The organism is Citrobacter sp. CF971 (assembly GCF_006385635.1).
Classification (GTDB): Bacteria; Pseudomonadota; Gammaproteobacteria; order Enterobacterales; family Enterobacteriaceae; genus Citrobacter; species Citrobacter freundii.
Genome location: NZ_CP041048.1, coordinates 80,023 through 105,458 on the forward strand (window position 1 = coordinate 80,023; position 25,436 = coordinate 105,458).

The 25,436-nt window shown below is 51.2% G+C and carries 23 protein-coding genes and 2 pseudogenes; 18 read left to right on the plus strand and 7 right to left on the minus strand.

What is annotated here, in order from left to right; translation table 11 throughout:
• Positions 1-45 precede the first annotated feature (45 nt).
• From E6P06_RS02335 to E6P06_RS02360, 7 genes and pseudogenes are all read left to right on the plus strand, one after another.
• Positions 46-978, plus strand: a pseudogene (locus E6P06_RS02335) (toprim domain-containing protein); the annotation flags it as partial.
• Positions 965-1,243, plus strand: coding sequence for a hypothetical protein (locus E6P06_RS02340; RefSeq protein WP_001144046.1), 279 nt, complete (start codon positions 965-967; stop codon positions 1,241-1,243). The pseudogene E6P06_RS02335 and the gene E6P06_RS02340, both read left to right, overlap by 14 nt.
• A 72-nt stretch (positions 1,244-1,315) precedes the next feature.
• Positions 1,316-1,555, plus strand: a complete 240-nt coding sequence (locus E6P06_RS02345) for a hypothetical protein (RefSeq protein ID WP_000714161.1) — start codon at positions 1,316-1,318, stop codon at positions 1,553-1,555.
• A gap of 9 nt (positions 1,556-1,564) precedes the next feature.
• Entirely contained in the window at positions 1,565-1,681 is a 117-nt protein-coding gene (locus E6P06_RS27580; RefSeq protein WP_000991086.1) for a hypothetical protein, read from the plus strand.
• A gap of 266 nt (positions 1,682-1,947) precedes the next feature.
• A complete protein-coding gene (locus E6P06_RS02350; protein ID WP_058662801.1) occupies positions 1,948-2,559 on the plus strand; it encodes a hypothetical protein in 612 nt (203 codons plus the stop codon).
• Positions 2,560-2,929: 370 nt separating this feature from the next.
• Complete coding sequence (locus E6P06_RS02355; protein ID WP_001553093.1) at positions 2,930-3,655, plus strand: hypothetical protein; 726 nt, start codon at positions 2,930-2,932, stop codon at positions 3,653-3,655.
• 55 nt (positions 3,656-3,710) lie between these two features.
• Entirely contained in the window at positions 3,711-4,163 is a 453-nt protein-coding gene (locus E6P06_RS02360; protein WP_001553092.1) for a hypothetical protein, read from the plus strand.
• 15 nt (positions 4,164-4,178) lie between these two features.
• On the opposite strand, the gene E6P06_RS02365 is transcribed toward E6P06_RS02360, so the two are convergent.
• Positions 4,179-4,757 (minus strand): hypothetical protein, encoded by a 579-nt coding sequence (locus tag E6P06_RS02365; RefSeq protein ID WP_139934931.1) that lies wholly within the window; start codon positions 4,755-4,757, stop codon positions 4,179-4,181.
• Between the two features lie 337 nt (positions 4,758-5,094).
• Between E6P06_RS02365 and E6P06_RS02370 the strand changes: the two genes are divergently transcribed.
• On the plus strand, positions 5,095-6,357 hold the full coding sequence (locus E6P06_RS02370) for an IS1380-like element ISEcp1 family transposase (protein WP_000608644.1): 1,263 nt from the start codon (positions 5,095-5,097) through the stop codon (positions 6,355-6,357).
• A 334-nt stretch (positions 6,358-6,691) separates the two neighbouring features.
• A complete protein-coding gene (locus E6P06_RS02375; protein ID WP_011091028.1) occupies positions 6,692-7,567 on the plus strand; it encodes an extended-spectrum class A beta-lactamase CTX-M-3 in 876 nt (291 codons plus the stop codon).
• 46 nt (positions 7,568-7,613) lie between these two features.
• Here the strand turns inward: E6P06_RS02375 and E6P06_RS02380 are convergent, their stop codons facing one another.
• From E6P06_RS02380 to E6P06_RS02390, 3 genes are all read right to left on the minus strand, one after another.
• Positions 7,614-8,090, minus strand: coding sequence for a WbuC family cupin fold metalloprotein (locus tag E6P06_RS02380; RefSeq protein WP_013023839.1), 477 nt, complete (start codon positions 8,088-8,090; stop codon positions 7,614-7,616).
• 258 nt (positions 8,091-8,348) lie between these two features.
• A complete protein-coding gene (locus tag E6P06_RS02385; RefSeq protein ID WP_000027057.1) occupies positions 8,349-9,209 on the minus strand; it encodes a broad-spectrum class A beta-lactamase TEM-1 in 861 nt (286 codons plus the stop codon).
• Between the two features lie 182 nt (positions 9,210-9,391).
• On the minus strand, positions 9,392-9,949 hold the full coding sequence (locus E6P06_RS02390; RefSeq protein WP_001235713.1) for a recombinase family protein: 558 nt from the start codon (positions 9,947-9,949) through the stop codon (positions 9,392-9,394).
• 163 nt (positions 9,950-10,112) lie between these two features.
• On the opposite strand from E6P06_RS02390, the gene E6P06_RS02395 reads away from it, so the two are divergent.
• The 7 genes from E6P06_RS02395 (at position 10,113) to E6P06_RS02425 (ending at position 17,713) form a co-directional block, all read left to right on the plus strand.
• Positions 10,113-13,118: a Tn3-like element Tn3 family transposase gene (locus E6P06_RS02395; protein WP_001143760.1), complete on the plus strand. Its 3,006-nt coding sequence runs from the start codon at positions 10,113-10,115 to the stop codon at positions 13,116-13,118.
• 300 nt (positions 13,119-13,418) lie between these two features.
• Complete coding sequence (locus E6P06_RS02400; RefSeq protein WP_000575656.1) at positions 13,419-13,700, plus strand: hypothetical protein; 282 nt, start codon at positions 13,419-13,421, stop codon at positions 13,698-13,700.
• Between the two features lie 18 nt (positions 13,701-13,718).
• Positions 13,719-14,282 (plus strand): hypothetical protein, encoded by a 564-nt coding sequence (locus E6P06_RS02405; RefSeq protein WP_001132404.1) that lies wholly within the window; start codon positions 13,719-13,721, stop codon positions 14,280-14,282.
• Positions 14,283-14,284: 2 nt separating this feature from the next.
• The gene (locus E6P06_RS02410; protein ID WP_039272368.1) at positions 14,285-15,289 is read left to right on the plus strand and encodes a tyrosine-type recombinase/integrase; all 1,005 of its coding nucleotides are present in this window, start codon (positions 14,285-14,287) and stop codon (positions 15,287-15,289) included.
• 364 nt (positions 15,290-15,653) lie between these two features.
• Positions 15,654-15,905 carry a helix-turn-helix domain-containing protein gene (locus E6P06_RS02415; protein WP_039272366.1) on the plus strand — a complete coding sequence of 84 codons (252 nt, stop codon included), beginning with the start codon at positions 15,654-15,656 and terminating at the stop codon, positions 15,903-15,905.
• 9 nt (positions 15,906-15,914) lie between these two features.
• A complete protein-coding gene (locus E6P06_RS02420; protein ID WP_024134513.1) occupies positions 15,915-17,222 on the plus strand; it encodes a type II toxin-antitoxin system HipA family toxin in 1,308 nt (435 codons plus the stop codon).
• Entirely contained in the window at positions 17,219-17,713 is a 495-nt protein-coding gene (locus tag E6P06_RS02425; protein ID WP_039272364.1) for a hypothetical protein, read from the plus strand. Before E6P06_RS02420 ends, E6P06_RS02425 begins: the two co-directional genes overlap by 4 nt.
• A 174-nt stretch (positions 17,714-17,887) precedes the next feature.
• On the opposite strand, the gene E6P06_RS02430 is transcribed toward E6P06_RS02425, so the two are convergent.
• Positions 17,888-18,826, minus strand: a complete 939-nt coding sequence (locus tag E6P06_RS02430) for a hypothetical protein (protein ID WP_044596315.1) — start codon at positions 18,824-18,826, stop codon at positions 17,888-17,890.
• Positions 18,827-19,069: 243 nt separating this feature from the next.
• On the opposite strand from E6P06_RS02430, the gene E6P06_RS02435 reads away from it, so the two are divergent.
• Positions 19,070-20,665 (plus strand): PAAR domain-containing protein, encoded by a 1,596-nt coding sequence (locus E6P06_RS02435; RefSeq protein ID WP_230122784.1) that lies wholly within the window; start codon positions 19,070-19,072, stop codon positions 20,663-20,665.
• A gap of 371 nt (positions 20,666-21,036) precedes the next feature.
• Here E6P06_RS02435 and E6P06_RS02445 read toward each other — a convergent pair whose 3' ends face one another.
• A complete protein-coding gene (locus tag E6P06_RS02445; RefSeq protein WP_031611417.1) occupies positions 21,037-21,339 on the minus strand; it encodes a hypothetical protein in 303 nt (100 codons plus the stop codon).
• A gap of 271 nt (positions 21,340-21,610) precedes the next feature.
• Between E6P06_RS02445 and E6P06_RS02450 the strand changes: the two are divergent.
• Positions 21,611-22,432: pseudogene (locus E6P06_RS02450) on the plus strand (hypothetical protein); the annotation flags it as partial.
• A gap of 34 nt (positions 22,433-22,466) precedes the next feature.
• On the opposite strand, the gene E6P06_RS02455 reads toward E6P06_RS02450, so the two are convergent.
• Positions 22,467-25,433 (minus strand): Tn3-like element TnAs1 family transposase, encoded by a 2,967-nt coding sequence (locus E6P06_RS02455; protein ID WP_001138014.1) that lies wholly within the window; start codon positions 25,431-25,433, stop codon positions 22,467-22,469.
• Between the last annotated feature and the right edge of the window lie 3 nt (positions 25,434-25,436).

Sequence of the window (25,436 nt, forward strand, 5' to 3'; positions counted from 1 at the left end):
CCAAAGGAGAGAAGCATGAGCCTAGACAAGTTAAGTCGGCTGCCCCCTGTGGTCAACCGCACGGTAGAAGCTCCGGCACCGCAAGCACAAGCTTCGGCCATACAACTGGAAGGGCAAAGCAGCGAAAACAAGCCGAAAGTTGTTCCAATGTTTCGTGAACAACCCAAGCCTTGGTTGCTTGAGCTCCAAGAGGAAATGGAGAAGAGAATGGAGCGTGAACGCGCTTACAGCGCTCGCCTCCGTGAGAAAATTGAGAAGGTATGGAACGAGTGTTTGCCGTTCTCTAGTCGTGTGACTGAACCAATGCGTCTGTATTTCAAAAACCGCGAGCTGCTGTTCAACGTTGATGAAGTAGAAAAAACAGACTGTTTGCGGTTCAATCCGGCTATGCCCTACTACGACGAAGATGGCAATGAAGTTGGGAAATTCCCGGCTATCGTCTGCGCTATCCGAGATGTGGAAGGCAACCTGGTAACGCTCCACCGCACCTATCTCACCCAAAACGGTAAAAAAGCCAAGGTTGGCAACGCCAAGAAAATGATGCCCATTCCTGACGGCTTGGATGTTAATGGCGCGGCCATCCGCCTCGGTGAACCGAGTGAGGGTATCCTGGGTGTTGCAGAAGGGCTGGAAACGGCTCTGTCCGCTTATCGAGTCACTCAAATTCCGGTTTGGTCAACGGTCAATGCGACCCTGATGGAGTCCTTCGAGGTTCCAGAAGGTGTTCACACAGTATTGATCTGGGCTGACAAAGATAAGTCTGTGACTGGTGAAAAGTCAGCTAACGTGCTGAAAGCCAAGCTGGAGAAGCGCGGCATTCGTGTTTACGTCCTGCTGCCTAAACTCCCAATCCCACCCAGAGCGAAAGGGATTGACTGGAACGATGTCCTGATGAGTCAGGGAAGCCTCGGTTTCCCAAATGCTCGCTACCTGCGCGATTTTATTGCGAGAAGGAGAGCTGAGTATGCCCGTCATTGATGTCACGAAGGTTGATACGACGCCTGGTAACGACGCAGTATGCCCCTTCTCTCCCCCTGAGGGGTGGGGGGGGGACTCTGCGGCCTATGTTGAGCTTATGCGGTCTCGGTATCGCCATCTGATGCACGGCCAGAGAATGATGGTGACAGCCTCCTTCGCAAGAAGGGAGCCTATCCAAGTTACCGGTCCGTTCGCTGATGAGGCGATGAAGATCATTAGCTCAATGAAGATGAACAAGGCGAAGCCTACAGCTTTGTCTGTCTAAAACCTTAACCCGGAGGGGGTGTTCATGCCCTCTCGGGCATGATTCGCCTCCTCTTCAACTATGGAGGTAATCATGAAAAAGTTTTTGCGTATTAAGACGTGGTTTGTGCGCCTGTTCTCTCCTGACAAGAAGACGCTGGGAGCTATCGGTGAAGACCTGCGCAAGGTCGCCGTAACAGCTATCGGTGTTGGTATTGTAGGATTGGCTGTATCTGGGGACACCATAACCGTCGAAGAAGCCGGTTTGGTGTTGGTCATTGGGGTTATCCTGTGGATCTATGGTATAATCTTAACCAAGGTCAGCAATTCCTAAGGGGGTCGAATGAACGCATTCACATTAGGCATGTTGGGGTTGCTCATATTTTTCACTGCCGTCACTGGCGGTAGCCTGTATCTCTACCATGAGAGACAGAAAGAAAAAAAGCATCACAACGCCTGAGTCATAATCGCGAACATGAAACAAAGGGCCAGCAATAGCTGGCCCTTTTTTTATGCCTGGCGTTTATGTTTTTTGGTGGGTAGGTAAGTTCCTCAGCAGCGACCAGCAGGTCATGTTGGATAAAAATAAAGTGCCACCCCTGAAAATAGAGTTTCATTCTTCAAAATAAAGTTTCATCCTAACTTTAGTGGGATTCGTGGCTTGTATTCAGGTGTAGATCTGCCAAACAATAGCAACGAACGAATCTACCCTAGAAGGACAACGGAATGAGTTTTGCTAGCTTAATGAGAGACAAGGTTAACGTGTTGAAAGCTGATGGCACCAAACACGAGGGGATCAAGTGTTCAGTGTCAGGTAGTGACACCATCATGATTATGAGCCCTACGTTTGCTGTTGATCATGATGACCTGGTTGTGAGAACAACCAGCCTTGGCCAAGATGAAACCTATAAAGTTATTGATCCTAAGTTCAGTGAAGGGAGCGGCAGTGGCGCTATTCCTCCACACTACAAGTTGAAGGTCAAAAAGCTAGGTATCCCAGAAGCCAAAGCAGCCGTCCAGAGCATCACCTATAACTTCAATGGCCACAACGCTCGGGTCAATAACAGCAGCGTAGACAACTCCGTGAACACTGTGCAGATAGACAACCGTGCGCAGACCTATATCAATGAGCTACGCGAGGTATTGAAGACTGCTCCGTTGAGCGATTCTGAACGTGAAGAGGCTCTTGAAGTAGCTGATGCGATAGAGGCTCAATTTGAATCTGGAAAGCCCAAGAAAAGTGTTATAGGTGCATTGCTAGCTGGTCTCCCGTCCATTGAATCTGTTTTGTCTATCGCTGCAAGTATCGCTGAACTTGTGCAACAACCCGTCGCTTGATGAAAAATTGAGCAATAGGATGAAACTATATTTTCATCTGAATGGGATGAACGATACCATCGCTTCAATGTAAGGATGATAGTTTACACTCGAATGGGAACCCAAAGTCGCCACTATTGGCGGCTTTTGTCTATATGTGGGATGTAACTTTATTTCCATCCCACAGGTCAAGCTGGCGACGTCTATCCGGCAGAACCATTGGCGGGGGGGGAGGGGCGTTTGATCCGGGCCTACCACCTATCAGGGGATGCTAAATAGACAGTCACCAAGGTTGCATTTTAAAATCCCGTGATAGCATCTAAATGAACCCTATCGAACAGGGGTGCTGGCGGCGATGCCGACCACTATCCCAGCAACGGAGAAATTTGCCATGATGATATTGACCACCGTCTCTAAAAAAACATCAAACAACTCAGCTCTTGTTTTTTGGCGCGTCGGCACAAAGCGAAAAGGCATCCTCGATGTTCATATTGATTTTGATCACGAGGAAGCTGACCTATTGGCTGAGCTCGTAGCCATTCGCTATCTGGCCTTGGATAAGCAGGTTTTTTGCCGCGAACCTGGTGCCGGTTCTGGTTACAAGCTGGTGGTGTCTAAAGGCGCAATCAAGAAGCTGGCGATGGGCAAATCCAGCAAGAAGTTTGCTTTCAAGTTTGCTTCTTGCCTCACCGGTCGTCTGAAAGGCGCAACCATTGAGGTCTCGCAGAGCATGGAGTTTATGGATGAGCCAGGGGAGGGTAATGTCGAGCTCCTCGATGTGGACAAGCAGGCCTATACCCAGACCCATGAGGAAATCTCTACACCGGCCATTGGCCCCGTCCTGGTTACTCAACATGCTATCGATCAGTATCAGGCCCGGATAACCTCTGGAGACCCCAAAAAACCGTGGGCCTCACTGGTTGGCCGCCTCCAGCATCCGGAGCTACAGGTCCAGCCTTTTGACGAGAAGGTTGCTCGCCATAAAGCCAGAAAGTATGGCCGCGTCGATAACGTGGAAGTCTGGGGCCACCGCGATTCCAAGTTCAAGTACCTAATGGTGATCAACGATGACAACAAGAAGCGCGTTCTCGTGACGGTGTTTGAGCGCAATGAATGATGTATTGACCTGGAGCGGGGATATTCACGATATATTTAAAAGGGAATCAAGGGAAATGAAAAATAAGAAGTTGATAGCTTTGATAATATCCGCTGCCACATCATGCTCGTCAGTTTACGCAGCTACATTACCGGCCAATGAGGTGGGCTCATATATACTTGCAATGAACACTATGTCACCGATCACTGCAAAGTACACCATCCAGTACAAGCAAGCAGTTGAGCAGAAATGCAATACGGTTCTTGGTGTTGAACAACTCAACTCGACGGCATTCACCAATGTTGTTCAGGCAATGGTGAGTAGTGAGACTGTCGATAGAATGGGGCTGGATGCTGCTGGTGGCTCTCTCCAAGATACTTTGTCTATGATCGGGAAAAACGTCACTTGTAGCGACCTGAACGCGCCATTTAAAGCTCTTCTGGATGATAAAGACTTCACTAGCAAGCATCAGCACTTATCGAAGGTTTTGCATACATGGGATGATGTGGTTTCGCAAAGCAAACCATGAATAATAAAAAGGAGCCTAACTGGCTCCTTTTTTAATGGGGATAATATTGCTTTCATGGATGTTATTTTCACTCGGGATGTGTAACGTTGAAAATGGGGTTCCAAAAAGAGAGTGATCACACAGCTCCCCATAATAAATAAGCGACAAGATTTCTTGTTCATTTATTTTACCCACCTTGGAGAGGTAGTTAATTATTGCTGTATCCAGCAAGTCGTGACACCCATTAAGCAAGTCCACGATACTGGCCGCAGCCTCATTTTCCTCTTCGTCATCTCGACCGGCCAATACCAATTCAAGCCAAGCCTCAAGGCTAGGATGTCCTTCGGCAAGCTGTATTTGACGGCACTCATTCTCGATCAACTTAGTGATTGCTTCGTTGAGGGTTCCGCCATAAGTCGGCATGTTTAGAACGACACCGAATCCGGGGATTTCTTTTTGGATTGGCTTTGCATCCTTGGGGGCTGATTTAAGCCATAGAAAAAACCAGATCCCGGAGCTTATGTCTTCTGGCTTGACCTGGTTGGCCGCAAGGAACTTGGAAACCTCGTTACAGATGATGCCATGTGGTGCGGCCATCTCGTAAATACCCGCCATCAGCTCTTCAAGGCTCTTATACGGGGTCTGACGCTCAGTGGAACGAAAACTCACGTTAAGGGATTTTGGTCATGAGATTATCAAAAAGGATCTTCACCTAGATCCTTTTAAATTAAAAATGAAGTTTTAAATCAATCTAAAGTATATATGACCTAGATTCTACGTCAGTACTTCAAAAAGCATAATCAAAGCCTTGATAAATATGCATTCCTTCGAAATTCAGCTTTCACCCATTGGGTGAAAGAAAAGTGCTCAAAAATATGTTAAATTATCAGCTTTTATGACTCGATATATGGTAAAATAATAGTAAGAAAAGTAGTAAAAAGGGGTTCTAATTATGATTAATAAAATTGATTTCAAAGCTAAGAATCTAACATCAAATGCAGGTCTTTTTCTGCTCCTTGAGAATGCAAAAAGCAATGGGATTTTTGATTTTATTGAAAATGACCTCGTATTTGATAATGACTCAACAAATAAAATCAAGATGAATCATATAAAGACCATGCTCTGCGGTCACTTCATTGGCATTGATAAGTTAGAACGTCTAAAGCTACTTCAAAATGATCCCCTCGTCAACGAGTTTGATATTTCCGTAAAAGAACCTGAAACAGTGTCACGGTTTCTAGGAAACTTCAACTTCAAGACAACCCAAATGTTTAGAGACATTAATTTTAAAGTCTTTAAAAAACTGCTCACTAAAAGTAAATTGACATCCATTACGATTGATATTGATAGTAGTGTAATTAACGTAGAAGGTCATCAAGAAGGTGCGTCAAAAGGATATAATCCTAAGAAACTGGGAAACCGATGCTACAATATCCAATTTGCATTTTGCGACGAATTAAAAGCATATGTTACCGGATTTGTAAGAAGTGGCAATACTTACACTGCAAACGGTGCTGCGGAAATGATCAAAGAAATTGTTGCTAACATCAAATCAGACGATTTAGAAATTTTATTTCGAATGGATAGTGGCTACTTTGATGAAAAAATTATCGAAACGATAGAATCTCTTGGATGCAAATATTTAATTAAAGCCAAAAGTTATTCTACACTCACCTCACAAGCAACGAATTCATCAATTGTATTCGTTAAAGGAGAAGAAGGTAGAGAAACTACAGAACTGTATACAAAATTAGTTAAATGGGAAAAAGACAGAAGATTTGTCGTATCTCGCGTACTGAAACCAGAAAAAGAAAGAGCACAATTATCACTTTTAGAAGGTTCCGAATACGACTACTTTTTCTTTGTAACAAATACTACCTTGCTTTCTGAAAAAGTAGTTATATACTATGAAAAGCGTGGTAATGCTGAAAACTATATCAAAGAAGCCAAATACGACATGGCGGTGGGTCATCTCTTGCTAAAGTCATTTTGGGCGAATGAAGCCGTGTTTCAAATGATGATGCTTTCATATAACCTATTTTTGTTGTTCAAGTTTGATTCCTTGGACTCTTCAGAATACAGACAGCAAATAAAGACCTTTCGTTTGAAGTATGTATTTCTTGCAGCAAAAATAATCAAAACCGCAAGATATGTAATCATGAAGTTGTCGGAAAACTATCCGTACAAGGGAGTGTATGAAAAATGTCTGGTATAATAAGAATATCATCAATAAAATTGAGTGTTGCTCTGTGGATAACTTGCAGAGTTTATTAAGTATCATTGCAGCAAAGATGAAATCAATGATTTATCAAAAATGATTGAAAGGTGGTTGTAAATAATGTTACAATGTGTGAGAAGCAGTCTAAATTCTTCGTGAAATAGTGATTTTTGAAGCTAATAAAAAACACACGTGGAATTTAGGTTTCATTCTGGCGACGTCCGTATTTGCCTTTCGGAAGCATAAAATCGGACGCGTTGTGGCTCGCTTCAGGTAAAATATTGACTATTCATGTTGTTGTTATTTCGTCTCTTCCAGAATAAGGAATCCCATGGTTAAAAAATCACTGCGCCAGTTCACGCTGATGGCGACGGCAACCGTCACGCTGTTGTTAGGAAGTGTGCCGCTGTATGCGCAAACGGCGGACGTACAGCAAAAACTTGCCGAATTAGAGCGGCAGTCGGGAGGCAGACTGGGTGTGGCATTGATTAACACAGCAGATAATTCGCAAATACTTTATCGTGCTGATGAGCGCTTTGCGATGTGCAGCACCAGTAAAGTGATGGCCGCGGCCGCGGTGCTGAAGAAAAGTGAAAGCGAACCGAATCTGTTAAATCAGCGAGTTGAGATCAAAAAATCTGACCTTGTTAACTATAATCCGATTGCGGAAAAGCACGTCAATGGGACGATGTCACTGGCTGAGCTTAGCGCGGCCGCGCTACAGTACAGCGATAACGTGGCGATGAATAAGCTGATTGCTCACGTTGGCGGCCCGGCTAGCGTCACCGCGTTCGCCCGACAGCTGGGAGACGAAACGTTCCGTCTCGACCGTACCGAGCCGACGTTAAACACCGCCATTCCGGGCGATCCGCGTGATACCACTTCACCTCGGGCAATGGCGCAAACTCTGCGGAATCTGACGCTGGGTAAAGCATTGGGCGACAGCCAACGGGCGCAGCTGGTGACATGGATGAAAGGCAATACCACCGGTGCAGCGAGCATTCAGGCTGGACTGCCTGCTTCCTGGGTTGTGGGGGATAAAACCGGCAGCGGTGACTATGGCACCACCAACGATATCGCGGTGATCTGGCCAAAAGATCGTGCGCCGCTGATTCTGGTCACTTACTTCACCCAGCCTCAACCTAAGGCAGAAAGCCGTCGCGATGTATTAGCGTCGGCGGCTAAAATCGTCACCGACGGTTTGTAATAGCGGAAACGGAATGGGGAAACTCATTCCGTTTTTGTTTATCGCCTTAGACGGCAAAAGTGCTGTCGCCCACCTGCGCTTGCGCATACCAGGCCATAAGCTCCGTGGTTCCTGGTTCTCCTTCCGCTGGAGCCCAGTGCGCATAGTCATCGGCAGCCACGGGTTGATAGCCACCGTGTTTTACTTCAAAAATTATGCCACCGGTATCCAGCGACAGCACGGCATGCCAGGTTCCTGCGGCCATCTCCAGCACCGTACAGGTTTCCCCCAATATCGCCCGATGGGTGACGGTACCCCGATCGTCAAAATTCAGCACCACGAAACGACCCCTTAATGGCAACAGTAGCTCGAAGGTGTGAGGGTGTCGGTGCGGGCGCACGTAGGTCCCAGGTTCCATGGCAATAGCCAGACGTTGGACCGAATCGCTTAATTCTGGATGGAAATTACGGTGCGCGCGGAGCCGAGGCGATTGCACAGCCGCTGCGCTCTGTTGCTGCATATCGCTCATGGTAATTTGTTTCATCAGGATGACCTTGTCGATTAATGAATTGGGGGGGATTACCGTATGACGTCAGGGTGACAGAACCCGCAGAGCAAGTGAAGAACTGGGTTTGCCAATTTTTCCCTATCCTGATTTACTGAAATGGTATTGACGGTAGTGCTGATATTCAGGCCACTTTTTTAGTTGATAAAAGTCTGTAATTCTTTTTACCGTCTGGGAAAAATTTACGGTGGTAATCACCCCCCAATTATTTCAGTATGAGTAAACTTGGTCTGACAGTTACCAATGCTTAATCAGTGAGGCACCTATCTCAGCGATCTGTCTATTTCGTTCATCCATAGTTGCCTGACTCCCCGTCGTGTAGATAACTACGATACGGGAGGGCTTACCATCTGGCCCCAGTGCTGCAATGATACCGCGAGACCCACGCTCACCGGCTCCAGATTTATCAGCAATAAACCAGCCAGCCGGAAGGGCCGAGCGCAGAAGTGGTCCTGCAACTTTATCCGCCTCCATCCAGTCTATTAATTGTTGCCGGGAAGCTAGAGTAAGTAGTTCGCCAGTTAATAGTTTGCGCAACGTTGTTGCCATTGCTGCAGGCATCGTGGTGTCACGCTCGTCGTTTGGTATGGCTTCATTCAGCTCCGGTTCCCAACGATCAAGGCGAGTTACATGATCCCCCATGTTGTGCAAAAAAGCGGTTAGCTCCTTCGGTCCTCCGATCGTTGTCAGAAGTAAGTTGGCAGCAGTGTTATCACTCATGGTTATGGCAGCACTGCATAATTCTCTTACTGTCATGCCATCCGTAAGATGCTTTTCTGTGACTGGTGAGTACTCAACCAAGTCATTCTGAGAATAGTGTATGCGGCGACCGAGTTGCTCTTGCCCGGCGTCAACACGGGATAATACCGCACCACATAGCAGAACTTTAAAAGTGCTCATCATTGGAAAACGTTCTTCGGGGCGAAAACTCTCAAGGATCTTACCGCTGTTGAGATCCAGTTCGATGTAACCCACTCGTGCACCCAACTGATCTTCAGCATCTTTTACTTTCACCAGCGTTTCTGGGTGAGCAAAAACAGGAAGGCAAAATGCCGCAAAAAAGGGAATAAGGGCGACACGAAAATGTTGAATACTCATACTCTTCCTTTTTCAATATTATTGAAGCATTTACCAGGGTTATTGTCTCATGAGCGGATACATATTTGAATGTATTTAGAAAAATAAACAAATAGGGGTTCCGCGCACATTTCCCCGAAAAGTGCCACCTGACGTCTAAGAAACCATTATTATCATGACATTAACCTATAAAAATAGGCGTATCACGAGGCCCTTTCGTCTTCAAGAATTTTATAAACCGTGGAGCGGGCAATACTGAGCTGATGAGCAATTTCCGTTGCACCAGTGCCCTTCTGATGAAGCGTCAGCACGACGTTCCTGTCCACGGTACGCCTGCGGCCAAATTTGATTCCTTTCAGCTTTGCTTCCTGTCGGCCCTCATTCGTGCGTTCTAGGATCCTCCGGCGTTCAGCCTGTGCCACAGCCGACAGGATGGTGACCACCATTTGCCCCATATCACCGTCGGTACTGATCCCGTCATCAATGAACCGGACTGCCACGCCCTGAGCGTCAAATTCCTTTATCAGTTGGATCATATCGGCAGTGTCGCGGCCAAGACGGTCGAGCTTCTTAACCAGAATGACATCACCTTCCTCCACCTTCATCCTCAGCAAATCCAGCCCTTCCCGGTCTGTTGAACTGCCGGATGCCTTATCGGTAAATATACGGTTTGCTTTCACACCTGCGTCTTTGAGTGCTCTGACCTGAAGATCAAGAGACTGCTGACTGGTTGAGACCCGAGCGTAACCAAAAAGTCGCATAAAAATGTACCTTAAATCGAATATCGGACAACTCATGTCTATTATTACAAATTTACGATTTAATAGACATATTAATGTAACAGTTTTACGATGTCCGATAATTTATAACATTTCGTACGGTTGCAAAAATGTTACTAAATGCCCGTCAGGCAGGGAGGCCGATATGCCCGTTGACTTTCTGACCACTGAGCAGACTGAAAGCTATGGCAGATTCACCGGTGAACCGGATGAGCTTCAGCTGGCACGATATTTTCACCTTGATGAAGCAGACAAGGAATTTATCGGAAAAAGCAGAGGTGATCACAACCGTCTGGGCATTGCCCTGCAAATTGGATGTGTCCGTTTTCTGGGCACCTTCCTCACCGATATGAATCATATTCCTTCCGGCGTCCGGCATTTTACCGCCAGACAGCTCGGGATTCGTGATATCACCGTTCTTGCAGAATACGGTCAGAGGGAAAATACCCGCCGTGAGCATGCAGCGCTGATACGTCAGCACTATCAGTATCGTGAATTTGCCTGGCCCTGGACATTTCGCCTTACCCGTCTTTTATATACCCGGAGCTGGATAAGCAACGAACGTCCTGGCCTGCTTTTCGATCTGGCGACAGGGTGGCTTATGCAACATCGTATTATTCTCCCCGGAGCCACTACGCTGACCCGGTTGATTTCAGAGGTAAGGGAAAAGGCGACGTTGCGCCTGTGGAACAAACTGGCACTGATACCGTCAGCCGAACAGCGTTCACAGCTGGAGATGCTGCTGGGGCCAACTGATTGCAGCCGCCTGTCTTTACTGGAATCACTGAAAAAGGGCCCTGTGACCATCAGTGGTCCGGCGTTTAATGAAGCAATTGAACGCTGGAAAACTCTGAACGATTTTGGCCTGCATGCTGAAAACCTGAGTACACTCCCGGCTGTGCGCCTGAAAAATCTCGCACGTTATGCTGGTATGACTTCGGTGTTCAATATTGCCAGGATGTCACCGCAGAAAAGGATGGCGGTTCTGGTTGCCTTTGTCCTTGCATGGGAAACGCTGGCGCTGGATGATGCATTGGACGTTCTGGACGCCATGCTGGCCGTTATCATCCGTGACGCCAGAAAGATTGGGCAGAAAAAACGGCTCCGCTCGCTGAAGGATCTGGATAAATCTGCATTGGCGCTCGCCAGCGCATGTTCGTACCTGCTGAAAGAAGAAACACCGGACGAATCGATTCGTGCTGAGGTGTTCAGCTACATCCCAAGGCAAAAGCTGGCTGAAATCATCACGCTTGTCCGTGAAATTGCCCGGCCCTCAGACGATAATTTTCATGAAGAAATGGTGGAGCAGTACGGGCGCGTTCGTCGTTTCCTGCCCCATCTGCTGAATACCGTTAAATTTTCATCCGCACCTGCCGGGGTTACCACTCTGAATGCCTGTGACTACCTCAGCCGGGAGTTCAGCTCACGGCGGCAGTTTTTTGACGACGCACCAACGGAAATTATCAGTCGGTCATGGAAACGGCTGGTGATTAACAAGGAAAAACATATCACCCGCAGGGGATACACGCTCTGCTTTCTCAGTAAACTGCAGGATAGTCTGAGGCGGAGGGATGTCTACGTTACCGGCAGTAACCGGTGGGGAGATCCTCGTGCAAGATTACTACAGGGTGCTGACTGGCAGGCAAACCGGATTAAGGTTTATCGTTCTTTGGGGCACCCGACAGACCCGCAGGAAGCAATAAAATCTCTGGGTCATCAGCTTGATAGTCGTTACAGACAGGTTGCTGCACGTCTTTGCGAAAATGAGGCTGTCGAACTCGATGTTTCTGGCCCGAAGCCCCGGTTGACAATTTCTCCCCTCGCCAGTCTTGATGAGCCGGACAGTCTGAAACGACTGAGCAAAATGATCAGTGATCTACTCCCTCCGGTGGATTTAACGGAGTTGCTGCTCGAAATTAACGCCCATACCGGATTTGCTGATGAGTTTTTCCATGCTAGTGAAGCCAGTGCCAGAGTTGATGATCTGCCCGTCAGCATCAGCGCCGTGCTGATGGCTGAAGCCTGCAATATCGGTCTGGAACCACTGATCAGATCAAATGTTCCTGCACTGACCCGACACCGGCTGAACTGGACAAAAGCGAACTATCTGCGGGCTGAAACTATCACCAGCGCTAATGCCAGACTGGTTGATTTTCAGGCAACGCTGCCACTGGCACAGATATGGGGTGGAGGAGAAGTGGCATCTGCAGATGGAATGCGCTTTGTTACGCCAGTCAGAACAATCAATGCCGGACCGAACCGCAAATACTTTGGTAATAACAGAGGGATCACCTGGTACAACTTTGTGTCCGATCAGTATTCCGGCTTTCATGGCATCGTTATACCGGGGACGCTGAGGGACTCTATCTTTGTGCTGGAAGGTCTTCTGGAACAGGAGACCGGGCTGAATCCAACCGAAATTATGACCGATACAGCAGGTGCCAGCGAACTTGTCTTTGGCCTTTTCTGGCTGCTGGGATACCAGTTTTCTCCACGCCTGGCTGATGCCGGTGCTTCGGTTTTCTGGCGAATGGACCATGATGCCGACTATGGCGTGCTGAATGATATTGCCAGAGGGCAATCAGATCCCCGAAAAATAGTCCTTCAGTGGGACGAAATGATCCGGACCGCTGGCTCCCTGAAGCTGGGCAAAGTACAGGTTTCAGTGCTGGTCCGTTCATTGCTGAAAAGTGAACGTCCTTCCGGACTGACTCAGGCAATCATTGAAGTGGGGCGCATCAACAAAACGCTGTATCTGCTTAATTATATTGATGATGAAGATTACCGCCGGCGCATTCTGACCCAGCTTAATCGGGGAGAAAGTCGCCATGCCGTTGCCAGAGCCATCTGTCACGGTCAAAAAGGTGAGATAAGAAAACGATATACCGACGGTCAGGAAGATCAACTGGGCACACTGGGGCTGGTCACTAACGCCGTCGTGTTATGGAACACTATTTATATGCAGGCAGCCCTGGATCATCTCCGGGCGCAGGGTGAAACACTGAATGATGAAGATATCGCACGCCTCTCCCCGCTTTGCCACGGACATATCAATATGCTCGGCCATTATTCCTTCACGCTGGCAGAACTGGTGACCAAAGGACATCTGAGACCATTAAAAGAGGCGTCAGAGGCAGAAAACGTTGCTTAACGTGAGTTTTCGTTCCACTGAGCGTCAGACCCCTATACATATTATTTCTCGCACCCGCACATTATGTATTTCACTATCGCTGTTATGCCGACCCCTCGCAAGTATGTTCCAGCGCGACAATATACCAATTTGCTACAACACCCCAAATTACCGTATTACGGTAATTATGATGATTACCGTAAATCTGGCGCGATCTCTGTGTGATTGCCTCTACTTATTAAAATGACGCTTTGAAAAAGTAGTGTTTTTGAAATAGGATAGGTGGTAGCGAATACCCACTTTTTACGAGGAGCGCGATCAGTGATTTTTGATGTAAGAGCGACCTTCGAGATAGCACTCCAGACGGACACCAACCTGATACTTATCGATCTGGATCAAGGAGCATCAGTTACGAGCGATGCTGATGCGGTGATCTCCTGGTTGGCCGCAAACCTCGAAGGTGGAATTGGAAAGCGTAAGGTTTACTACCGGGATACCGACGGACGCTTTGATGAGCTCAAGGTTAATGCCGGTGCATTCGTCGGTTTCGCACCTTGTAGCGAAGGCCAGCAGACCGCCTTTTCTAAGATGCTAGGTCAGTAACCCTGAGTGGAGAACTCGATGCCAAACGAAAACAAATTGTGGGAGAGGCCCACGAAAAATGTCATCTTCATCAGCCAGTCTGAGGCCGAAAGGCTGGAGCCAGTAGCCGGTGCGGCCATGATCTCCATAACTGATCCTGATAAGTCCCCTGCCACTCTCGGTCCGTGGGAGCTGCTGTACCGCGATAGCTTCTATGATGGCGGCTATTCTGAGAGCACTATCCACACGATGAAGGCTGCGTTCCGGATGAATTACGCCTCCTATATCGACTCTTCTCAGGCTGAAAGGCTGTCCACCTTCCTGGATGGATTGGCTGGTAGTGGTATCGATCAGATCTTCGTTCATTGCTATTACGGCGAATCAAGAAGTGGCGCGATAGCGCTGTACCTCCAGAACAAACATGGATTCACCCCGAACAAGCCAATCACCAAGCCCAACCGAACAGTTTACGAGTTGCTGTGCAACCCAGCCAAGTTTGAACCGCTGATACAAAGCTACGAAACGCAAGATATAGAGGAGGATCCACCTCTCCACCTCAAAATATGGGATTTGCTTCTCGTTGCGGTGGGGCTTAGGAGGTAACTTTGCACGATACGAACAACGACCGAGAAGGCTCGCTTTCACATGTGAAAGCGAGCGTTCCGTCAGAACAAACCGTCCGCAGTGAACTGCTGCCGTCATCGAGCTCGCTCCGAAACATCCAGGACAACCCTGCCGTCGCCTATCTGATGAGTCTCGGGTCAAAGCGAAGCAGGCAGACAATGGGGTCATTCCTCAACATTGTCGCCAAGATGATCGGGTTTCAGAACCTTCGTGACTGTGCCTGGAGCTCAATGAGGCGGCATCATGTCCAAGCTGTGATCCAAATACTCAGCGACTCTGACCGCGCTCCAGCCACGATCAATACCTACTTGGCTGCACTGAAAGGAGTTGCCCTGGAAGCGTGGACAATGAAGCAGATTGATACCGACAGTTACCAGCATATCAAGCAGGTGCGTTCGGTGAGGGGCTCTCGCTTACCCAACGGGCGAGCCCTCGAAAAGCACGAGGTCAGAGCCCTTTATTTCACATGTGAAAACGATCGGAGCTCCAAAGGGTTGCGTGACGCAGCCATCCTTGCTGTTTTAGTCGGGTGCGGGCTTCGGCGCTCGGAGGTTGTCGCCCTCAATATGGAATGCGTCATCACCAGGGAGCAGGCGCTTCGGGTGCTGGGTAAGGGTAACAAAGAGCGCATCGCTTATGTGCCTGACGGGGCTTGGCAGCGGCTTATGCGTTGGGTGAATGAGGTTCGTGGTGAGCAGCCCGGAGCTCTGTTTCAGCGGATCAGGCGGTTTGATGATGTCACCGCCGACAGAATGACGGACCAGGCTATCTATCACATTCTTGAAACCAGGAGAATTGAGGCAGGGTTGGAAAAATTCGCTCCACATGATCTTCGCCGAACCTTTGCATCGGCCATGCTGGACAATGGTGAGGACATCATCACGGTCAAGGATGCGATGGGCCATGCCAGTGTCACGACCACGCAGAAGTATGATCGCCGGGGAGATGAGCGCTTGAAACAGGCCAGTCGGCGTCTCGAATTCTGAATTATCCGCACATGCCTTAATCATGTGGCACATGATTAAGTGTTGCATATGAAGTGGGTCGTTGAGCGTCCCCCCCCCAAACTCAAGAGCTACTACCGGCTCACCGTGGGCCTCTGAGCGGGATCCCCCCTGCTGGCAGCCGAGCTCCAGGGCCCACCCCACACCCGCCACCGACAACAGTCCATCGAGCCCCAAGGCACCGAGGGCCCCCGACCATGCACCTACGATGGCAGGCAAGCTTCGGGGCGCTCACCTTGATATATAACCTCTATAGAGGTTATTATCTAAATAACCCTTGCGGGGGTTAAAATGAAATTAACCCCTGTAGGGGATATAGTTAGAATAACCTCTAAAGGGGGTAAGAATGAAAGTGACATCTCCATCCTTGCTTGCGGCTGCGGTGCGTGACCAGCGCAAGCTCAGCAAACTAACGCAGTCAGAGGCGGCGAAACAGGTCGGAATCAAGCAGACGACCGTCTCTGATTTTGAACTACGGCCAGAATCTACCAAGCTGGAGACGCTATTCAAGCTCCTTTCTGCACTGGATCTGGAGCTTCATGTCGTGAAGCGGGGTTCAACATTGGACGATAGTAAAGTCTGGGATAGGGAGTGGTAAGCCATGAAAATGCAGACGCTAACAGTGGCGATGAATGGTGAGGTCGTAGGAACACTGTACCGAGATAACAAAGGGGCCATGTCATTTCAGTATGCCCCGGAGTGGATCTCGGAACCAGGTTCACGCGCCATTTCCATGTCACTGCCTTTGGGTCATGGCAGGATCACAGGAAGTGAAGTCTTCAATTTCTTTAGCAACCTCCTACCCGACTCAGAGGCAATTATTGCCAGGATGCAGGCTAGGTTCAGAGTTGAGACAACACATCCATTTGATTTGCTGGCGAGTGTTGGCCGGGATTGTGTTGGAGCTATCCAGCTCTATTCCCCCGATGCGGACATCCCAACTGTAATGGAGACGCTTGCAGAGCCTCTGGATGAAGCTCAGATTGAGCAACTGCTTGAAGGCTACCAGGAAGCGCCCCTTGGGATGGCAGAGGATGCTGATTTTCGGATCTCGATTGCCGGAGCCCAAGAGAAAACTGCACTGCTTTGGTATCAGGACCGCTGGCAACGCCCCCTGGGCAGCACCCCAACAAGCCATATTTTTAAGCTACCCATTGGTAAGATTGTTCAAAATAACATCGATCTCAGTGAGAGTTGTGAGAATGAATGGCTCTGTTTGCGCATTGCAAAGGCCTTCGGTTTTGACGTCGCCAATGCGGACCTAGCAACGTTCGGCAAGAAGAAGGTGCTTGTCGTTCAGCGTTTTGACCGGCGCTGGTCTAAATCCGGCGAATGGCTTCTACGATTGCCCCAAGAAGACTTCTGCCAAGCTCTTGGGATCGCTCCTGCGCTCAAATACGAGTCACATGGAGGGCCAGGTATTGCTGACGCAATGAAGTTGTTGTTGGGGTCCAGACTTGCGGCTAAGGATAGAGAGCAATTTTTCAAGTCGCAGATCCTATTCTGGATGTTGGCCGCGATTGATGGGCACGGGAAGAACTTCTCCATCTTCATTGAGCCTGCATCGTCATTTAGGATGACCCCCCTCTACGATGTCATGTCTGCTTTTCCTATCTTCAAAAGCGGGGGAATTGCTGCTCAAAAGGCCAAGATGGGGATGGCGCTCCAAGGCAAAAACCGCCAATACCATTTTGCGATGATCCAGCCTCGTCATTTTATCAGTACCGCCGCCCATGTCGGGTTCCCACAAGATACCGCCGCTCAACTTATGTTCGACATGGCTACCAAGACAGAGGAGGTGGTTGCCACAGTAGCGGCTGAGCTGCCAGCCGGTTTCCCAGAGCACATCAGTAGCGCCATCTTCGAGGGGCTGTCCAGCCAGGCGGCTAAGATCTTGAAGGGAGTAGCCAAATGAGCGAAGAAAACGATTTTGGTGAAAGCATCAAGTTCTACTCTGATGGGCAACAGGATCCAGTCAAGCGGACAGGCCTGAACGCCCAGTACACCATGACGAAGGCGAACTACCCGACAGTCAGCATCGAGGTTGCTCCGATCTCGAAGCCACGTTCTTCCCCAAACTGGGAGAAAAAAATAACAGTGCAGCTTACCAAGGGAGAGTTGAACGCCGTCTGTGGTGTGTTGTTTGGTCTCCGAAAGGAGGCTGCTGGGTCTTACCACGGGGACGCCAATAACAAGAGCTTTGCGGTTTACAACAATGGTAAAGCAGGGGTGGCTCTTATTGTGAGTCAGCGAGGAGAGCAGCTTCACCATTTCCTGTCTGCCGATGATCGGATGGAGGCCGCCGTATTTTTTATCCGGCGTTTGGCGGAAGCTTGGAAAGTGAGCTCATCTGATGCGATTGCGTTGTTACGACAGGCGGCCTGGATGGATAAGCACCTCATTTAAACCCATTAAGGAGGGAGTGACATGAGTCCTTTTTTGCGAGAAGATAGGGCGCGTTGGTTGCTACCCGATGTGACCACCATGCTCTTCTTGCCGCTCCCGTAGCGGCTTTTTTTAAACTTAGAAAAAGCCCCACCGGGGAGGCAGGGCTATGAGGTTTTATACAAGCAATCAGCGCTATAAGAATTTTTCCGCAATAGCTCTTTTTCCTTTGGGATCCGATGATTCCAAACAGTCATTTTCCCGGTAGTAAAAGCCACTTACTACTAGGTCACTATTACCAATTGTGACCTGAATAAACAATTCGGCGCCATCACTCCATGTGTCTCGCACTTCGGCTTGGCATACCTCTCCATTTAGTTCAAATTCAAATGCTTGGTGATTGACATCATAGTTTTTGAGTGCTGTGCGGAGCAGGGTCTCAGCTATCAGAACTCTCTTTTTCTTCGAGAGCATTTCCAGAGACCATTCTTTAACTGGGCCGTACATACCACTGCTGTTTAAAGCGTCCAAGATTTTTCGCATGTGCCCACCAGTGAACTGATTAACCAGCAGTGATGAACGCGAACCATGTGGTTCACCAAGAATTTCACTTTTGAGGTTCCACCATGTTTCAGCCACTTCTGCTTGGCGAGCATTTCTAACTAGCTCTTGAACGCACCATGCGATGGCATCACGACTGCGGATTGTTCCATCCGCCTCAAGGGTGACTTCGGTCGCCACCACAACGACCGGATAAGCGTTGTCATGGTAAAGTGGTTTATCAAGACGATACGCATCTAAACCTGGAACATTGCGCACTTGCTCTACTAGCGAATTTGCAGCCTCTTCACTATAAGGGCATGAAACAAAGCCTTTGACGAACTTGACTACATGATCGAGGCCTTTGTATAGACGGAACAAATCACCAGCTCGATCTTCATTTGGCCTTAGTCTATCTCTAGGGATCGTTAGCACCGGATGCCAAGTCGCATATCCGTCTATTGAGTTACCCAGTTCTTTCGTCAGGCGCTCAAATTCATTTTTTCCCGAGATAGGGTCGCTCAAATTCTTTGTCAGATATTTCAGCTTGGCTGCATTAACTTCTGCCGCTGCCGTTGGATAGCGAAACTCCATGAATACCCCTCGTTGCGTAAGTTGGTGTGTTTACGTAGATTGTTGATCGAGCGAAATGTGTAGTCAATGCGTATTTTGGTGTTTTCGACTCTCCTTGGGCGCGACAGAAGTCGGCGCTTATCGCTTACAATTTCATCTCATTCAGCTTTCGTAAGCTTCATTTGAAGTATCATTCCTATCCCAAAATGGAGGTATTTGATGAGAAATGTGGCAAGGAAAGGTGATCCGACTAGCACGGGTGGGATGATCCAAGAGGGAGACAGCAGTTGGCTCAGCGAAGGCTCTCCAACAACATATATCGGAATGATAGCGACTTGCCCTGCTTGCAAAGTAGGACAGGGCCCTATCGTTGCCGTTGGCCCTCGCTCCATCATCGGTCCAGGTGGGCCTGTGGCGCTGCAAGGAGACTATGTTGCCTGCGGTTGCCCATCAATGAGCAATGTAATTCTTCCAGCACAAGGAACAACCGTTGGCGATAATATGGGGCCCCGAGCCAAAACAGCCAGCACACCAGTAGAACCACCGGCTTCCACACTAGCAGACTCACAGCCAGCTTCTGCACTCGCTGACTCCGTAACAACTCCTCTCGTTCCGAAACCCCTTCCGCTGGTGGATCTCTTAGAGACCCGGATCGGCGTCTTTTTCGATGGCACCCAGAACAACATGCACAACAGCAAGCTCAGGGAGCAATGCGAGAGAGCCAGTGATGCCGTGTGTTCGTCAATAGAGAAGTTGATTGGCGCTGGAACGTCATACGATAACGGCCTTACCAATGTGGCACGTCTACACAATGCCTACACGGGGAAGGCCATCTACATCGAGGGGATCGGAACCCAATCCGGTTTGGCGGACGACACAAAGGGCCTAGCTCTTGGTATCGGTGGAACCGGTGTGATCATGAAAGCGCAAATGGGCCTGGATCAGCTCACTGCCCATGTTCAATCCCTCCCCCCCGGCAGTGTTGTCGTTGATGTATTCGGGTTTAGTCGCGGCGCAGCCGCTGCGCGGCACTTCATCAACAAGCTGCTCGCACTAAACCTGGGAAGGCCTCTTCGAGTGGGGTTTGTCGGCCTGTTCGACACTGTAGCGGCTATCGGCTCTGCGGCAGATGGTCTGGATACCTCCGATGACAACAATTTGGGGGTGTCACTCTACCTGGCCCCCGGATGTGCCGATCAGGTGGTTCAACTCACCGCGCACCACGAATACCGGGTCAACTTCGCCCTCAACTCAATCAGCTCGACCCATCGTGAGATCCCTCTATACGGAGCCCATAGCGATATAGGTGGCGGGTATCTTGCCGGTGAAGAGCGGATCCCCATAGCTAGACCCTATGAGGTCACTATGATGGTGGGTGATCAAGAAGCCTTGAAGGCATTCAAGTCCGAAGCCTCCAAGCGCTACTATGAAGCTCAGAAGGTCTATCAGGCCTATCTGGCAACACCGTCACAACTCAAAGACGAGCTCCACCAATACTCGATCCCTACACCGTCGGGCGGCAGAACTGGCTACATTGCAAACACGGTTATGACCCGGTACGTCAAACCAGAGCTGCAATTGCTTGCAGGCCACCTCATGCGACAGCTTGCCGCAGAGTCAGGCGTTCCGATCCTGGAGCTTACGGAAACCATTCCAGACGAGCTTGCGGCAATATTTACTGCCTACCAGGCAGCGGCTACAACGGGTGGGCTGCCGACGCTGACTCCAGAGCAGGAACACCTGATCATGACTCAGTATGCCCACTGCTCCGACAGTTGGGTTACATCGGCAGGGATCTTCGTTAACGCACCAGCGCCATCCAGAATACGTCGGGTCTACCAGCAACAGCAGGGGAAGTAGGAATGAGGAGACTGTGGGCTATCGCGCTCGTAGGCGCAATTGTGATACTCGTCGCAGTGATGATCCTCAGCGACAAAGCACCAGACAAACCGAAAGAGGGTGAGTTGAGGAGCATCAACACCCCCAGTCATGGAGTGGGGGTTCTCTTCGGCTCACCTAAGTATGAAGCCAAAGGTGAGCCAGTGGATGGAGGTTTCCTTGATAAGAAGGGTGCTGGTGAGCCAATGGCCCCTCTCCCTGGCGCTCCTAGCGATGGACGTGCCATCGAGGAATAGCCCCGTCTAGTGTTGCAGATATGAAAAGAGCCCCTGGATGAGGGGCTCTTTAAATTCGACAAGGAGCAAATCGGCTGTCACCGGCAATGGACGCCTTCACTTCTTGTTGAGATTATCGCGAACTGTCTTGAAGGTGTCTTGGCCTTTGACCAACTCCAAGGCTGCACGGACACGATTACCAGCGTCCACGGAAGCCTCCGCATAAGAGCAATGGTAACGTTCCTTCAAAACCCTCGCGGTCTCTTGGACGACAGTCTCCTCACCATGTTCATTAACCGCCTTCTGGAAATGGTACAGATCCTTAGAGGCGTTGAGGCCTATTTTGGCAGCCTCAACCGTATCGAAAGCATCATCCACGAGGCTTTGGATAACGTCAGGGAAAGAAATAATACCTTGCATGAGTAACTCCGGTGGATAAAGGGTAATCACACTTTAAGTCTAATTCTGCATCAGGGCAATGTACGAACGGAACGCGAGCCGCGTAACGCCACAGTGCGAGCTGGCGGGCGGCCATAACCCCATCCGAACGACCGGCGAGGAGTCGCCACACTAAGCGTGGGCTCTTTGTGTTTTCAGTGCGACCAAACCGGCAGATGTCAGATCTCCTTGTGGTAGCGAATTGATATTCCACCGGGTTAGTCTCTCCATACAACAACTTGGAGAAATCGTAATGGATGTCGTCAGCCGGATTGAGCGCGCAAGAACCAAAGCTTTTTATCAGTTGCTCGTGGACAGGCTCGGAGTAGAGGCCTGGACTGTGCGAAAAGATGCCTATTTGAAGCGCATACGTGCTCAGGAGTCGAGGTTTAATATCAAGCTGCCGATAGAGCCTCAGCTCTTCTCTCCAGCAGAGGATGACATCGACTGGTATATCCTGATGTCGTATCTGTCTCATGATTTTCCGTTGAGCGACTCGGCCTACAGCAGTAGACGGGTCTGTCCCTATGCAATGGCTATCGGAGCTGTTGCAGATCAACTGCGCAAAGTCCCCAACGTTGAAGGTGTCCTGGACAAAATGCTGGCGAATAACAACAAGCCTGAAACCCAGCTTTTCGAGCTGCTGACGGCTTCGTTCTACTTAAAGAACGGCTACGAGGTCGCCTTCATTCCGGAAAACAGCATTGTCTGGCCCGACGGGAAAACCAAGAAATCTCCCGACATGCTAGTCAAGTCAGGAGAGCTGGAGTTCTACGTTGAATGTAAACGGGCGGATAAGCAAACCAGGTACTCAAAGAGCGAAGAGCAGGCATGGGCCAATATCTGGCATGAGTTAAGCGAACACATGCACGAAGTTGCACCGTGGAACATCATCAACTTGGTTTTCCATGAGCAGGTTGCTGACGTGACGCCGGAAGAGGTAATCCAAGTGGTTAATCTCGCCCTCAAAGGAGGAACAGGAAAAGCAAAGGAGAGGGCTATCAGTGTCGAAATCCGGGCCATCGACAAGTTAGGACTCCTGCGTCACTATCGAGAGTTTTCGGTTAGACCCAATAGGGGAGCCCGCAGAATTCGGAAAAAATCGTACGCTAAGGTTTTCCGGGCATCCGTAAGGGCCGAAACTTCCCGTCTTCCAGTCTGCGGCTCTGCCGCCAGACGTAATCGCCGGTTAGGTTGATGTGCTCCCAGCCCAGCGGCGACAGGAATTGCAGCAGCTCGCCGTCCACCGGCTTGCCGGCCTCGACCAACCCCTGGGTGGCGCGTTCCAGGTACACCGTGTTCCACAGCACGATAGCCGCCGTCACCAGGTTGAGGCCGCTGGCCCGGTAGCGCTGCTGCTCGAAGCTCCGATCCCTGATTTCCCCAAGGCGGTTGAAGAACACCGCCCTGGCCAGCGAGTTGCGCGCCTCACCTTTGTTCAGGCCGGCATGCACGCGGCGGCGCAGTTCAACACTTTGCAGCCAGTCCAGGATGAACAGCGTGCGCTCGATCCGGCCCAGCTCGCGCAGGGCCACGGCCAGTCCGTTCTGGCGCGGGTAGCTGCCGAGCTTGCGCAGCATCAGCGAGGCGGTGACGGTGCCCTGCTTGATCGAGCTGGCCAGGCGCAGGATGTCGTCCCAGTGGGCACGCACGTGCTTGATGTTCAGGGTGCCGCCGATCAGCGGGCGCAACGTCGGGTAGGCTTGCACGCCCTGCGGCACGTACAGCTTGGTTTCGCCGAGGTCGCGGATGCGCGGCGCGAAGCGGAAGCCTAGCAGGTGCATCAGGGCAAAGACGTGATCGGTGAAGCCGGCCGTGTCGGTGTAGTGCTCCTCGATCCGCAGGTCGGACTCGTGGTACAGCAGGCCGTCGAGCACATAGGTGGAATCGCGGACGCCGACATTCACCACGCGGGTGCTGAACGGCGCGTACTGGTCGGAGATATGGGTATAGAACAGCCGTCCCGGCTCGCTACCGTACTTCGGGTTGACGTGCCCGGTGCTCTCGCCCCGGCCACCCGCGCGGAAGCGCTGGCCATCGGAGGATGAGGTCGTGCCGTCGCCCCAGTGGGCGGCAAAGGCGTGGCGATACTGGTGGTTGACCAGCTCGGCCAAGGCCGCCGAATAGGTTTCGTCGCGGATGTGCCAGGCTTGCAGCCAGGACAGCTTGGCGTAGGTCAGGCCGGGGCTCGACTCGGCCATCTTGGTCAGCCCGAGGTTGATCGCATCACCGAGGATTGCGGACAGCAGCAACGTCCTGTCTTTGGCCTCGGCCCCGTCCTTCAAGTGGGTGAAGTGGCGGCTGAAGCCCGTCCAGTCGTCCACGTCCATCAGCAGTTCGGTGATCTTGATGCGCGGCAGTAACTGGCTGGTTTGGTCGATCAGCGCCTGCGCCCGATCCGGCACCGCCGCATCCAGCGGGGTGATTTTCAGCCCTGACTCGGTGAGGATGGCATCGGGCAGCTCGTTGTCCTTGGCCAGGCGGGTGACGGTGGCCAACTGCTCGTCCAGCAGCTGCAAACGCTCTTCCAGGTACTGGTCGCTGTTCGGGTTGATCGCCAGGGGCAGGGCCTGCTCGCGCTTGAGTGCGGCGAACTTCTCGGCCGGCAGCAGGTAGTCGTCGAAGTCGCGGAACTGCCGCGAGCCCTTGACCCAGATGTCGCCGGAGCGCAGGGCGTTCTTCAGCTCGGACAGGGCGCAGATTTCGTAGAATTTCCGGTCGAGGCCTTCCGGGGTGATCACCAGCGGCTTCCAGCGCGGCTTGATGAAGGCCGTGGGTGCATCGGCCGGCACCTTGCGCAGGTTGTCGGCGTTCATCTCACGCAGGGTCTGCACGGCTGCCAGCACGCCTTGCGCGGCCGGCGCGGCGCGCAGTTCCAGCACCTCCAGCAAGGCCGGCGTGTAACGGCGCAGGGTGGCGAAGTTCTCGCCGACCAGGTGCAGGTGGTCGAAGCCTTCCGGCCGGGCCAGCAGCTCGGCCTCGCTGACGCTCTCGGTGAACTCGTCCCAGGGAATCACCGCCTCGATGGCGGCATAGGGGTCGCTGCCGCTTTCCTTCGCTTCCAGCAGCGCCTGGCCGATCCTGGAGTACAGGCGCACCTTGTCGTTGATCGCCTTGCCCTGCTTCTGGAACTGCTGCTGATGCTTGTGCTTCGCGCCGCTGAACAGCTTGACCAGGATGCGGTCATGCAGATCGACCAGCTCATCGATCACGGTCGCGGTGCTCTCCAGCACCACGGCGGCCAGGGTCGCGTAGCGGCGCTGCGGCTCGAACTTACCGAGGTCTTTGGGCGTCATCTGCCCACCCTCGCGGGCCAGCTTGAGCAGGCGGTTCTGGTGGATGTGCCGGCCCAGGCCTTCGGGCAAGTCCACCAACTGAAATGTCTTCAGCCGCTCGATGTGTTCCAGCATGTGCCGAGAGTTGGGTTTCAGCGGTGCCTGGCGCAGCCAGGTCAACCAGGTGATGCTGCTGCCGGCCTTGAGCTTCAACAGCTCGTCCAGCTTGGCCCGATGCGAGTCCGTGAGTGGTTCGACCAGGGCGCGGTAGACCCGCCGATTGGCTCGCGCAATGGCTTCCGAGCAGGCCCGGTCAATCACGCTCAGCGCCGGCAGGATGCGTCGTTTCTGCCGTAGGCTCTCCAGGGCCTGACCGGCCAGCAGCAAGCCTTTGTCGGTCTGCTGGGCCAGCTCGGTTAGCTCGCGCACCAGGGCGCGGAAGTCGGACAGGCCGAACGGGGCCAGTTGCAGGTAGGTGCGCAGTTCCTGGGCATGCTCGCGACGGGTCACGTCGCGCTCGCCGTACTTTGCCCAGCTCGCCGGCTCGGCCTGGACTTGCTTCGCCACCCACAGGATGACCGGCTCGGGCAGCTCGCTGTCGGTTCCCAGCGCGTAACCGGGGTAGCGCAGCAGGCAGAGCTGCACGGCGAAGCCGAGGCGGTTGGCGTCGCCGCGTCGCTGGCGGATCAGCGACAGGTCGGAGTCGTTGAAGGTGTAGTAGCGGATCAGGTCATCCTGGCTTTCCGGCAGCGCAAGCAGGGTGTCCCGCTCCGTGGCCGAGAGGATCAAGCGACGCGGCATGTG